Raw genomic sequence first — 12,165 nt, forward strand, 5'->3', positions numbered from 1 at the left:
CTAGAGAGGAAGGGTTTTGTGAACGAACGATTGGTTTTATTTTTTCCACCGTATAAGAAAAGCCAATTCTATCAATTGATGGGGGCATTTTTTGCGGAACGGGTGTATCAGCAGCAATTTCCGTACTTAGTCAATGATGAGAACTGCTACTGGTATGTGATTCTTGATGACGAAAAACGGGTGACCGCTTTTTCTTATTATGAAAAAGGCGTCAATAAAGTGGAGCTAGGGGAATTTTATGAAAAAGATCCAACTGCTCAATTTAAAAAGTTTCTTTTACGGAAAATGTTGGTGGATATCAGCCGCAACTACCCAGAAGCAGAGATTCTCGCTTCTAGTAACCAGCCTAGTGAAATTGCACTTTTGGAGTCAAAAGGGTTTGCGGTCTATCGACAAACAAAAAATTATTCATTTCTAAAAAGGAGTGTAGTACCTCATGAGCGATATCGATTTTCCAGTGTTAGCGGCGAAGCTGATCCCAGTCAGCAAGATTCACGCGAATACGTATAATCCCAACACCGTGGCTGCTCCAGAGATGGATTTGCTGGAACTGTCGATTCGGGAAGATGGCTTTACGCAGCCACTGGTTTGTTATCACGATAAGGAGCAGGACAAGTATATTTTGATCGATGGGTTTCATCGGTATGTCGTAGCAAAAGATCGCTTAGAATTGCCAAGCGTTCCGGTCACAGTGATCGATAAGCCTTTTGAGAATCGCATCGCTTCAACGATTCGCCACAATCGAGCACGTGGTACCCATGGCATCGAGAAGATGGGAAACATCGTGCAGCAGTTGGTCGCTAACGAGTGGTCGGATGAACGAATTGCCAAGGAATTGGGGATGGACCGCGAAGAGGTCTTTCGCTTTAAGCAGCGCTCAGGCTTAAAAAGTGCCTTTTCCAACCATGAATTCAGCAAATCTTGGATTGAGTTTGAAAAAAGATACTATAAAGGCAAAAAAGAGACCTGAGAGGTTGAAAAAACTATCTAAAAAAGCTATCTATTAGAAGACAGCGATTCGTTAATAATTCTTTTTAAATTTTGAATAGGTGTTTTTTACAACGATAACGATCAGATTGATCACCATCGACAAACAAAGCGTCCCTAAGAGAATGGCCAGGATCACACCTAATGTGTCTCTTAGAAAGCTGAAGATCGCTTCAATGATAAACATAGTTTTTCCTCCTTTTCTCATCGTCTATTTTTTCTGACAATTGCAAAAATAGGCTCCTTGAGCAATAACTGCCTGCTACTAAAAACATGATCGAACGGTTTTCAAGTCCAGCCTTTTTTGGTGATTGTTCTTTTCCAAAGTAGAGTATACATTGGAAAGGATGAAAGAACGTTTCTATTTTTTATAATCGGTAAAAAATTCTGAAATGTAAAGAACAACAGTGGCTTTTTTATCTCCTGCGGATAGCATGAATAATCGTACCAGTTTGCATAAAAAAAGTAAAATGATAACAAAAAGTGAGTGGCGAAACAAGAGGTAATCATCTGATTGAATAATAATAAGCGAAATGAAAAGCTATGCTGCACAACGTCTGTAGAACAGAAAGAGGTTGTGCGGCTATTTGTTTTCACGCTGCTTCTTTGCTGCTAGAATAAATACTATCATTTTTTTTTGAAGAATAACTGCATAAAAATCGATCGTGATCAAACTGGTTTTATAACAATTACAGTAAGCGCATTTTTAACTCAAAGACAAACTTTTTTGTAATATTCGGGAAAAGTGTCAATGGTTGCTTTGACAGTAAGCCAATCGTCATGCGGAGATTCGGTAAAGGCAGTGATAAAATTTTTACTTGAGCGCATGTTTGATCAATGATCGAACGCGGGACTAGACCGCAGAAGCCTGTTTGTTCAATCAAATAAGGAATCGTCGTGCTGCTGCTGACATATTCCCATTGGAGCGAAGGTACACACTGGTCAAGGTAGCCCTCGATATTTCTAAGTGCAGGACAGTCACCGCCGGAACTGTATAGATGGATTCCTGTAAGGTCGGCTAATTCCTTAATGATCAATGGGTTCGTGATCGAAGTGATGCAGCAGATTTCTTCTTGGAAAAGTTCTTCATAGACAAAGGAATCTTCGTGAGGAAGTGAGCATAACGCAAAATCAATACGATTTTCTTTTAATGCATCGGCTAATGCCAGCGTGGATCCCACCATGATCTCGAATTTTATTTTTGGGTATTGGTGGGAAAATACATGGAGAAGCTCCGGTAAAATCAACATGTCATAAGGGGGGACGATGCCCATCCGTAAAGAATATTCGACTGTGTTCGAAGCATTGAGCAACTGTTCTTTGACCTCCTCCCACTGAGCGATCAGACCAGGAACCGCCTGTTTCAACAATTCACCTTCCAACGTGAGTACATTGCTTTTTCCTTCCAAAAATAACGCTACTTCTAACTCTTCTTCTAACTTTTTGATATGGTTCGTAACCGTCGATTGGGCATAGTTTAATTTAGCAGCAGCTTTCGTAAACGTACCTTCTTCAACGATCGTTTTAAAGGAGTGCAGCTCTTTGATAAAATCCACATTGGTCCCCCTCTCTTTTTCCAAATTATACAAAAAATGTCAGAAGAAAAAATTTCTTTTTTTTAGAGTAAATCAAAAAAATAGATACAAATGTTATTTAAAACGTGTATCCCCCTTCTGGTAAAGGATATAAGGGTTTTAAAATAACGGAGCTTACATCGGCTCACTAGGGAAACTGAGGGGTCGTTCCTTTCTTATCCCCAAATTGATTTTGACCACCGATCTCAAACAGCCAAAAGTAACTGGTCTCTAAGACACTGATGTTTAAAAAGTAGCTGATAGAAGGGTATTCAAGCAAAATGATTCTGATTTTTTTCTGAGATAAAAAAATAGACAAGCTAAAAAGTAGAAAAAATGACTACTTAGTAAGGGGCAAAAATAGCAGAAACTATTTCTGATAGCGCCTAACTAAGTAATTGAGAAAAAACTGACGGAGCTCTGGTTAAGAAGACCGTCAGTTTTCTTATTTCAATGAAGTGGAGTAAACCGTGGCTGAATCAATTTTTCAATCGTTTTGTGAATGATCGTCCAGTCCGACAGGGTGGGAACATTCGAAATTCGTAATTGCTGAAATTTGGGGTTGCTTTTCAGATGCAAATCAAAATTGCTGACGATCAAATCAATTTCTCTTTGGATCAATTCCTGCTCGTCAGGAGCCACTTCAAAAAAGTAACTGATTTCCGTATGGTCATTTTTGAATAGCTCCGTTGATACCGCTAAAAAGGTATCTAATCCAGCACCTCCTTGAAAAGCAAAGGCAACTTTTAAATGTTTTTTCAGCTGAGTGCTAGGGGATAGTTCGCTTAACAAGGTCAGCGTGACTGCGACGTGCTCCAAGTGAGTAAATGAAAAGAAGCGGCTTTGGTCATTGAAATGTTTCAACCATTCATTCCAAGCAAGATAATCTGTCTTGAAAGTCGCTTCAACAAAGGTTTTGATCTGGGGATCGGCAAACTCGTAATTTGCCGAAATCATCGTTAACAAGCGAAGATTCACGAGATAAGCGATGATTTTATGTGCTGCTGCAGGAGGAATCGCTATCCCGGGTTTCTTTAAAAAGGCAGTCACTTCAGCGAGAATTTCTGGTTTTTCTGTATGGTGAAAAATGTAATCCGCATCGCTTTCTCCATTAATATCCATCGTACTATACGAAATGCAGTGGAGAGCATTGACGAAGATCCAAAGGAGTTCTTGCTGCGGCAAGTGGATGATCCGATATTTCTTTAAATAATGGTCATTCAGCAATTGTGAGAAAATGCTATAACGTTCTTTCTCCAATAGATTTCGTTCTAAAGAAGGTGGCAAGGTCAAAAAGTAAGAATAGCGCCATCTGCGCTTGGCAATACTCAGCCATAGAGCAAGGCGATAATGGCTGTAATGCAAATCTTTTTTGTTGGCTTCCTTGGCTTTTTTAACCAGCAGACGCGCATCAGCGGGGCTGTCTTTATCTAAGATCGTGCTATCGCCGTAAGCAGAGAAGAAGACAAACAGACAAAAGCGAATATCGGCTTCGGTACCGATAAAGTCAAGATGATTCGTGGCGATGGTCACAGAATAGGTTTGTAAAGACTTGTTCATGTAACTGATCGTTCGCAACAGATGGCTGCGGGAATAGCCGAATTCGATCGTTGCTCGGTGAATAGAGTATTTTTTATTATCAATGATACTAGACATGATTTTAAACTCCAGCGTTTCCATGCCCAAAAGCTGAATGGCAGAATTGATCGACGCATTTGGGGCATACTCGATCGAAACGAGGTTGCTTCCAGAAAGTTTGATCTTGACCAGATCTTTCGGCAAGCTGTCGCTTAAAATACTTAATTCTTTAGTGACTGTAGGCAAGGAAAGTCCTAATAATGTCGCCAACTCTTGCGGATGATACCCCGCTGGTGCGGCATTTAGCACTTGCAGAATTTTTACTTGACGGGAAAATGCCTTGTCGCGATGCAGGTTGATGGATAAATTCTCTAACATTGATGTCACCGCCTTTTAAGATCCTGTGGGAAGAATCAAGGATTGAATAAAAAATCGTTCGTTTTAAGTAAATTATATAATACTCTGGGCCAATCAAGAAGTCTAATCCCTTGAAAATTGAAGGATTTCATGTTAAAGATGCATCACTCATTTAATCTCTTGAAGAACAATCCTTTATGTTAGCTGTTTTATAGAAAACAGCCTCAGCATTCCCGAGATTTTTTTCTTAATCGATGGGATGATCTTTTTTATCGAAAAAAATCACGTAGAAAATAGCAGTTGGATCAACGAAGCTACCGGCTAAATTTCAACTTGTTCCTTTATCTGCGAGGGTAGTTTTCTATTAAGGAACGATTGAATTGTAGTTTAAATTCGTATTTGGGTAACCAGTCTAGAGGAATGACAGGGTTCATCAGTAGAATATAGGAGAGGAATAGAGTGACAGCAGATAAAGGTGCTGTTACGCTATTCCTTATTTGTTAGTAACAAATGATTCAGGATACAAAATTGGCAATATTCGTTTTGCGATAGCTGTTTGGTGAAACGCCTACCCAATTTTTGAATTGTCGACTAAAGTGTGCGGGGTGCGAATAGCCAAGTCTTTCCGAGATACTTTCTATCGTAATATCAGGGATAGTTAACAGTCGTTTGGCTTCTTTTAATTTAAGTGAGTCCAAATAATTTTTTGGTGAAATACCGTAAATTTTTTTAAAAGCTTCAAGACCATAACTTGGAGACACATTCGCTTCAGCATAAATTTTTTTAATCAAGATATCGATCTTTTCAGTATTTTTTCTTTCAAAAAAGTGATGAAAATTGTGATTGATAACTTCTGCAATACTTCTAGCGATACTAAGCGTTTGAATGTTGGCATTTTTTTTAGGATCCAGTTCAGTGAATCTTATAAGTTCAAAAATCAGTTTTGTTAAAATTTGAATGGTTAAGATTTTATCAGAAAGTGAAAAACTAGGTGCTTTATCATAGAGATCGATCCATTCATTGATGATTACTTGGAGTGTAGTGTTCTCAGCTGTGTTTTTTTCGAAGATCAAGGGAATATTCTTCATTAGTACATAGCGTAAAACGGGTTCATCGATATCGAAATGTGCGGTAAAGTAGCGTAAGCCATTTTCTGAGTAACAGGCATTTAAGTGGAGCATACCCGGAGGGATAATCAAGATATCTCCTGCATCCAATAAATACTCCTTTTGGTTGATCGTGGTTTTCTGCTTCCCAGATAAAATAAGTAGGATTTCAAAAGCATTATGAGAGTCTAAGTAGCTAGTCCAGCCATAAGGAACTTTTTGTGTATGCGCAGAAAAGAAACGGACACTAGTATCTAAATTCGGTAGAAACGCTAGATGATTATATAAGCTCTTTTTCATAGTTTGATCTCCGTGGTTTTTGGTAAGTTTAACGTGGTAAAAACCATTTCTAAATTTATTAATAAAAGTATACTTTAGATAGGAACTGAATGAAAGTGGTTTCAAAAAAAGGGGATGATTTTATGATTCAAAATCCAATATTAAAAGGCTTTAACCCAGATCCATCAATTTGTAAAAGGGGGGATACTTATTATATTGCCACATCGACATTCGAGTGGTTTCCCGGTGTACAGATATACGAGTCGAAAGATTTAAAGAACTGGCGTTTACTTGTTCGTCCGTTAAATAGAATAAGTCAGCTGGATATGGTTGGTGTTCCAGATAGTGGTGGCGTCTGGGCTCCTTGTTTGACATACGAAGACGGAAAATTTTGGTTGGTGTATTCAATTATGCGTGAACACCGTGCCTTTAAAGATGTCCGCAACTATTTAGTAACCGCTGATGATATAGAAGGTCCATGGAGTGAACCAATCTTTCTAAATGCGAGTGGTTTTGATCCGTCGCTTTTCCACGATAATGACGGGAAAAAGTATCTATTGAATATGATCTATGATTTTAGAAATGATCATCCTTGGAATTACGGAATCGCTATTCAGGAATTTGATGAGGGAAAAGAACAATTGGTAGGAAAACCAGAAATTATTTTTAAAGGAACCCATTTAGAGAAAACAGAGGGGCCACATATTTATTTTATCAATGGTTATTATTATCTTTTCACAGCGGAGGGAGGATCCCAGTGGGGGCATTCAGTTACTGTAGCCCGCTCGAAATCATTGTATGGACCGTATGAAGTACACCCTGATAATCCTATCCTGACCGCTTGGTATTCTCCCGAAAATGATTTGCAAAAAACGGGACATGCGTCATTAATTAAAACGGATAGTGAGGAATGGTATATCGCATACTTAGCAAGCCGTCCAATTAAACGAAAAGGAAAAGGCTTATTTGAAGAAAGAGGATTTTGTACCTTAGGGCGTGAATCGGCATTAGCAAAAATTGAATGGACACCAGACGATTGGCCGATCGTGACTGGTGGAAAAGTTGCGCAAAAGTATGTACCCAAACCAAACTTACCAGAGTGCCCTTGGTCCAGCAAACCTAAAAAGAATTATTTCGCTTCGGGGATTCCTTCTGAGTTTCAAACCCTAAGAATTCCGTTTAGCCAAAAAATGGGGCAGATAACAAAGAAAGGATTGATTTTATACGGACAGGAATCCTTGTATTCAGTTTTCGAACAATCCTTACTTGCCCGTAGATTTGAATCTGTAAATTTTGTAGCTGAAACGGCGGTTGATTTTTCCCCTTCGTATTTTCAACAAAGTGCTGGTTTGGTCTGTTACTACAACAGTAAGAATTGGACCTCGCTACAGGTAACGGCTAACGAGCAATTAGGGAAAGTTTTGACAATTTTAAAATGTGAAGGAGCAAAACTTAGTTGGCCCTTGAGAGTTCCGATCGTTTTAACTGAAGAAGGGAATGTGTATCTGAGAGTTAAGGTCAATGCTCGTTTTTATCAGTTTTTTTATTCATTGGATGGGAAGAATTGGAAAGAACTTTCTTTCATTTTTGATACTTACAAACTTTCAGATGATTACATTACAAAACCATTCTTGGGACCTACAGGAAGTGCGTTTACGGGTGCTTTTGTAGGCGTTCACTGCAATGATTTAACAGGGATGAGGCAAGAAGCTGCTTTTGAATATTTTAGTTATCAAGATATAGAGGAAGACGAAGTCACTAAAAATTAAGGATAGAGGAGAAGAAGATGAATAGGACAAATATGGTGTCAAGTGCTGGGATCCGGGTAAAACTTCAAAAAATGGGCTCATTTTTAAGCGGTATGATCATGCCGAACATATTAGCTTTTATAGCTTGGGGACTATTAGCGGCATTATTTATTCCCACGGGTTGGCTTCCTAATGAAAAATTTAATGAAATCGTGCCACCTACGCTAAACTATTTGCTACCATTGCTAGTAGCGTATACAGGTGGGAAACAAGTGTATGGCACTCGAGGGGCAGTAGTAGCTTCAATGGTAACTATGGGGTTGATCGTAGGTGCTGATGTTACGATGTTTTTAGGCGCAATGATAGTAGGACCGAGTGCTGCCTGGGGGATGAAAAAAATCGATTCCCTTTATGAAGAAAAGGTAAAAACTGGGTTTGAAATGCTTGTTAAAAACTTTAGTGGGGGCATTTATGCTGCTATTTTGACAGTTATTAGCTATGTATTAGTAGGTCCAATATTCAATACATTGAACTATATGATGACTGATGCAGTCAATGTACTTGTTGAAAACCATCTTTTGCCCTTAGTAAGCATCTTTATGGAACCAGCAAAAGTCTTGTTTTTGAACAATGCCATTAACTTTGGTGTTTTTGCACCAATCGGTTTAGAGCAAGTAGCTGAAAATGGTCGTTCCATGATGTTTGCAATTGATAATCCAGGTGTTGGGCTAGGTATTTTGTTGTCATATATGGTTTTTGGAAAAGGAACAGCTAAGAAAACCGCTCCTGGGGCCATCGTTATCCATTTTTTTGGAGGAATAGCAGAAATTTTCTTTCCTTATGTACTGATGAATCCGTTATTGCTGATTCCAGCTATATTAGGAGGAATGAGTGGCGTTGCAACACTAATGATTACTGGAGCAGGAATGATTTCCCCAGCTTCGCCCGGCTCTATCTTTGCCTTCATGGCTGTGACTCCTCGGGGGAGCCACTTTGGTATTTTATTGGCAATCACTGTTGCAACTGCGGTCACATTTATTGGTGCTTCCCTTGTTCATAAATTAACAAATCGAACGTCGGATAAGAACAATGAAGAATTTCTCCTAGCAGAAGAAAAGACCAAGGAAATGAAGCGAAAAGGGAAAATTAGCAAAGATTTTTCAATTAAAAAAATTATTTTTGCTTGTGATGCAGGAATGGGCTCTTCAGCAATGGGGGCAGCGATAGTTAGAAAAAAAGTTCAAGAACTAGGTTATGATATTGAGGTTACAAATGTTGCTATTCGTGATTTAACAGCAGATGAAACGTCATTAGTGATTACTCAAAAAGAGCTTCAAGAAAGAGCAAAAAAAGCTGCACCATCTGCGCATTTTCAGTCAGTAGATGAGTTTTTGAATAGCGAGCGATACGATGAGATTCTCGCTGATTTGAGATAATCATCACCTTTGGACTAACTAATGTGAAAGCCTATGATCATAACGATAAAGAGTACGATCATTTAACAATTTTCATTCCAAATAAAGGAAAGAACAATAAATAATCGAAAAAATCACAGGAAGAGTTAGGAGATAGTTCTCTTCCTGTGATTTTTTGCTACTCGTATTTACATAATTTTCCTGATCTACCCTGATTTGAACTAAAAATCTAGAAGAACCTATTCCTTCAAGAAACGATCTCCTCTTTTTCCAGACTAAGATAACGATAAAAAGTTGATCGTTTTAACCCTGTTTGGGCACAGATATCCACAACAGCTTTTCCTTCTTTTTGATAAAGGTTCAATGCGTGTTGAATCAGTCCAGGATCGATTCGTGGGCGACCACCGATATTTCCTCTAGCACGAGCGGATTCTAAGCCTTCTTTGGTCCGTTCGACGATGATGTCTCGTTCGAATTGGCTAAAGGCTTGGAAAACAGTCATCATCAATTTCCCTTGTGGGGTTTGCGTATCAAAATTTTCTTTGATACTGATAAGCTTTACTCCTTTTTTTTCAAAAAAGTAGACAAGATCAATGAGATCTTTGGTACTTCTTCCTAGTCGCGAGAAACTTTCAATGATGATTTTATCGTTTTCTTTCACTCGTTTTTTTAATTTATTTAATTCAGGACGATTCGCACGAACACCACTGATCTTTTCCGTATAAATTTTATTGCACTCATACCGGTCAAGTAAATCTAACTGACGCGAGAGATCCTGTTGTCTTGTGGAGACACGTGCGTACCCATAAACCATATTTGTCATACGAATTCCTCCAGTTGCACAAAAATAAGTCTACATAGAGAATACCTTGTTTGTTCACTTAAGTACACATTCAAGAAGCTTCTTAATGTGAATTTGGGAAATAGGAAGGTTTTTTTATGCACCTAAATATTGTACTATAGTAAAGACACTAGTCGGTGAGGAAGAAACACGGAGGGGAAAATGAGAGAATTGCAGTTAAATTTTATGCTAAATAAGACGACCGTTCGCTGGCTTCAAATGTTAAATACTTTTGAGCGAGAACGGACTTGTTCCATCGCAAGTTTAGCAAACAAACTTGATGTGACCCAACGGACGATCAGCTCGGATATCAAAGAATTGAAAACCTATCTACAAGAGGCAGCCGAATTTTCGCTTGTAGCCAATGGCTATCATTTTAGGGAAACGAATCCGAAAAAATACTTGTCCCAAAAAAAGGAGCTTGTTGCAGAAGAAGGAATGTATCAAATCGTGGAAGCCATTTTCCACGGTGAATTCTGTTCGGTTGAAGAGTGGGCGCAGCGCTTGTATGTATCAGAAAGTACGATGCGTCGTTATTTGAATACTGCTTCTGTGACGTTGCGAAAGTATCATGTGGAGTGGATCTTGCAACCGGTTAATTTGAGTGGCTCCGAAGCCAATATTCGCAAGTTCTTTAAAGATTTTTATTATGAATCAGATGTCACCCCTCATACGCTATTGCCCCCCAAAGAACTGATTGCACTAGTCAGTGATGTCTTCTCAGAAATGCCCGCAGAGCTGGTGAATACAGGCGTTTCTCCGAGTGATTTTTATTATAGCTTGTATATTGCGATCAAGCGTTACCAATTGGGAAAGACGGTTCAGATTCCTCAATCGTTGGCAAAAATCATCGAAACCCATGAGGCATTTGCCGTAATGAATGACTTAGCACCTAAAATCGAAGCGCTATACCGAGTAAGACTGCCGCAACAAGAAATTATGTGGCTTTATTTAGTGACCGTGATGAAACGGACTTTGACCGAGCCTGAAAAAGAGCAGCAATTCGTTGCATCGTTTGGACTGTATCCTGAACTCGAAGAACTGAGTCAGCGCTTCGTTCAAGAATGGGGCATTTCCTTTCAAGAGCCCCAACGGGTCAAGACGATGATCCACGCCTTTTTCCTGTCAAAGAAAATCAATGAGCAACTGGCGCCCGTTTTAAATCACTTGCTAACAGAAGTAAAAAATGAAGCGCAGAAGCATCGTTCTGCCGCTTATCAAAGGAATCTGGCATTTATGAAGCAGCACCAAGCGATTCTTGGGATCAAGCAGGAGTATCTGGTAGATATTTGTGCGGCACTGACCCTTTACAGTGAAGCAATCAGGGAGCTCTATGCTCAAAAAGTCAGACGGATCGCATTGATAATAGAAGGTGATCTCTATGCCTGTCACACGATTCGTGCGCGCTTTTTGCGTTATGTCGGCAATGATCATCTGGTATTTTTTCCAAAAATCAATGAATTGACGACCGATTATTTGAAGGGAAATGCCATTGATCTTGTGGTTACAAATTATAGTGAATATTTATCAGAGTTCATCTTATCGACTGATTATCTTTTGCTCAAAGCAATCCCCGATCATCAAGATTGGCAAAGAGTGATTGAAAAAATCGATCCTCAGTTAGGGCAAGCGTTAAACGCTCCCACAGCCTAATATACGTGTTGAAAAAGAGCATGACGAGGACATGTGTGGATAAATTAAAAGGAAAAGCCGCAACCGTTGCGATCAACGGTTGCGGCTTTTATTCGTTCATCTAATAAAAAAGGGAGTTATCTGAAAATAGGCCCACTGTTCCTGAATACCAAAAGATTGGGTTATTTTGGTGAAAGAACAGCCTACGTTGAAACAGTTAGTTGGCATTTACTAGTTTATCAAAAATTGCTTCAAAGGTTTTGAACGTATCACTATCTAACTGACAAAGCCATAAAAGGTAGCTTTTTTCTTTGAATGTCCATTCGATCGAAGGGTAAGAGGCAATCAAGGCATGGTATTTCTCTCGTTGTTCACTGGTAGCTAATAACCACCGCTTCTCAAAAATCTTTTTCTCTTCCATTTTTATCTATCCCCCATAAAGAAACGTTGCCTGAAACTTCACTAACGGGCAACGTAAATCTAATGATATGCAGATCTATGTTTAGTATACCAAAGAAAAATGAATTTTTTTAGAAGATGTGTAAAATTACATACAATTTCTTTTATTTTGCTTTTTTTGGGACCTTTTTTGAAGAAAAGAAGCGTTCTGTTGAAAGGAACTGTTGTTAAAAATGTTTGTGATAATAC

The 12,165-nt window shown here is 38.9% G+C and carries 11 protein-coding genes; 5 read left to right on the forward strand and 6 right to left on the reverse strand.

Annotated elements, in window-relative coordinates:
• Nucleotides 1–18: 18 nt before the first annotated feature.
• Together IGJ74_RS02890 and IGJ74_RS02895 are read left to right on the forward strand one after the other, a co-directional pair.
• Complete coding sequence (locus IGJ74_RS02890) at nucleotides 19–510, forward strand: hypothetical protein (protein ID WP_050790962.1); 492 nt, start codon at nucleotides 19–21, stop codon at nucleotides 508–510.
• Nucleotides 437–970 (forward strand): IbrB-like domain-containing protein, encoded by a 534-nt coding sequence (locus IGJ74_RS02895; protein ID WP_005232014.1) that lies wholly within the window; start codon nucleotides 437–439, stop codon nucleotides 968–970. Before IGJ74_RS02890 ends, IGJ74_RS02895 begins: the two co-directional genes overlap by 74 nt.
• Before the next feature lie 51 nt (nucleotides 971–1,021).
• On the opposite strand, the gene IGJ74_RS02900 is transcribed toward IGJ74_RS02895, so the two are convergent.
• From IGJ74_RS02900 to IGJ74_RS02915, 4 genes are all read right to left on the reverse strand, one after another.
• Nucleotides 1,022–1,174 (reverse strand): hypothetical protein, encoded by a 153-nt coding sequence (locus IGJ74_RS02900; RefSeq protein ID WP_008377957.1) that lies wholly within the window; start codon nucleotides 1,172–1,174, stop codon nucleotides 1,022–1,024.
• A 502-nt stretch (nucleotides 1,175–1,676) separates the two neighbouring features.
• Nucleotides 1,677–2,543: a LysR family transcriptional regulator gene (locus IGJ74_RS02905; RefSeq protein WP_016611302.1), complete on the reverse strand. Its 867-nt coding sequence runs from the start codon at nucleotides 2,541–2,543 to the stop codon at nucleotides 1,677–1,679.
• A gap of 468 nt (nucleotides 2,544–3,011) precedes the next feature.
• Nucleotides 3,012–4,517 (reverse strand): helix-turn-helix domain-containing protein, encoded by a 1,506-nt coding sequence (locus IGJ74_RS02910; RefSeq protein ID WP_005232010.1) that lies wholly within the window; start codon nucleotides 4,515–4,517, stop codon nucleotides 3,012–3,014.
• A 494-nt stretch (nucleotides 4,518–5,011) separates the two neighbouring features.
• Nucleotides 5,012–5,902: an AraC family transcriptional regulator gene (locus IGJ74_RS02915; protein WP_005232009.1), complete on the reverse strand. Its 891-nt coding sequence runs from the start codon at nucleotides 5,900–5,902 to the stop codon at nucleotides 5,012–5,014.
• A gap of 122 nt (nucleotides 5,903–6,024) precedes the next feature.
• Between IGJ74_RS02915 and IGJ74_RS02920 the strand changes: the two genes are divergently transcribed.
• Together IGJ74_RS02920 and IGJ74_RS02925 are read left to right on the forward strand one after the other, a co-directional pair.
• Entirely contained in the window at nucleotides 6,025–7,650 is a 1,626-nt protein-coding gene (locus tag IGJ74_RS02920; protein WP_034878065.1) for a glycoside hydrolase family 43 protein, read from the forward strand.
• A 17-nt stretch (nucleotides 7,651–7,667) separates the two neighbouring features.
• Nucleotides 7,668–9,065, forward strand: a complete 1,398-nt coding sequence (locus tag IGJ74_RS02925; protein ID WP_218193223.1) for a PTS mannitol transporter subunit IICB — start codon at nucleotides 7,668–7,670, stop codon at nucleotides 9,063–9,065.
• 226 nt (nucleotides 9,066–9,291) lie between these two features.
• Here the strand turns inward: IGJ74_RS02925 and IGJ74_RS02930 are convergent, their stop codons facing one another.
• Nucleotides 9,292–9,867, reverse strand: coding sequence for a recombinase family protein (locus IGJ74_RS02930; protein WP_005232006.1), 576 nt, complete (start codon nucleotides 9,865–9,867; stop codon nucleotides 9,292–9,294).
• Nucleotides 9,868–10,047: 180 nt separating this feature from the next.
• On the opposite strand from IGJ74_RS02930, the gene IGJ74_RS02935 reads away from it, so the two are divergent.
• Nucleotides 10,048–11,538 (forward strand): helix-turn-helix domain-containing protein, encoded by a 1,491-nt coding sequence (locus IGJ74_RS02935; RefSeq protein WP_016611298.1) that lies wholly within the window; start codon nucleotides 10,048–10,050, stop codon nucleotides 11,536–11,538.
• Nucleotides 11,539–11,734: 196 nt separating this feature from the next.
• Here the strand turns inward: IGJ74_RS02935 and IGJ74_RS02940 are convergent, their stop codons facing one another.
• Complete coding sequence (locus tag IGJ74_RS02940) at nucleotides 11,735–11,938, reverse strand: hypothetical protein (RefSeq protein WP_005232004.1); 204 nt, start codon at nucleotides 11,936–11,938, stop codon at nucleotides 11,735–11,737.
• Between the last annotated feature and the right edge of the window lie 227 nt (nucleotides 11,939–12,165).

The sequence above is a fragment of the Enterococcus sp. AZ009 genome (assembly GCF_050548785.1).
Taxonomy (GTDB): domain Bacteria; phylum Bacillota; class Bacilli; order Lactobacillales; family Enterococcaceae; genus Enterococcus_D; species Enterococcus_D entomosocium.

Coding starts and splice junctions, on each gene's coding strand:
- IGJ74_RS02895 (WP_005232014.1), top strand. CDS start 437: ATGAGCGATATCGATTTTCCAGTGTTAGCGGCGAAGCTGATCCCAGTC.
- IGJ74_RS02900 (WP_008377957.1), bottom strand. CDS start 1,174: ATGTTTATCATTGAAGCGATCTTCAGCTTTCTAAGAGACACATTAGGT.
- IGJ74_RS02910 (WP_005232010.1), bottom strand. CDS start 4,517: ATGTTAGAGAATTTATCCATCAACCTGCATCGCGACAAGGCATTTTCC.
- IGJ74_RS02915 (WP_005232009.1), bottom strand. CDS start 5,902: ATGAAAAAGAGCTTATATAATCATCTAGCGTTTCTACCGAATTTAGAT.
- IGJ74_RS02920 (WP_034878065.1), top strand. CDS start 6,025: ATGATTCAAAATCCAATATTAAAAGGCTTTAACCCAGATCCATCAATT.
- IGJ74_RS02925 (WP_218193223.1), top strand. CDS start 7,668: ATGAATAGGACAAATATGGTGTCAAGTGCTGGGATCCGGGTAAAACTT.
- IGJ74_RS02930 (WP_005232006.1), bottom strand. CDS start 9,867: ATGACAAATATGGTTTATGGGTACGCACGTGTCTCCACAAGACAACAG.
- IGJ74_RS02935 (WP_016611298.1), top strand. CDS start 10,048: ATGAGAGAATTGCAGTTAAATTTTATGCTAAATAAGACGACCGTTCGC.
- IGJ74_RS02940 (WP_005232004.1), bottom strand. CDS start 11,938: ATGGAAGAGAAAAAGATTTTTGAGAAGCGGTGGTTATTAGCTACCAGT.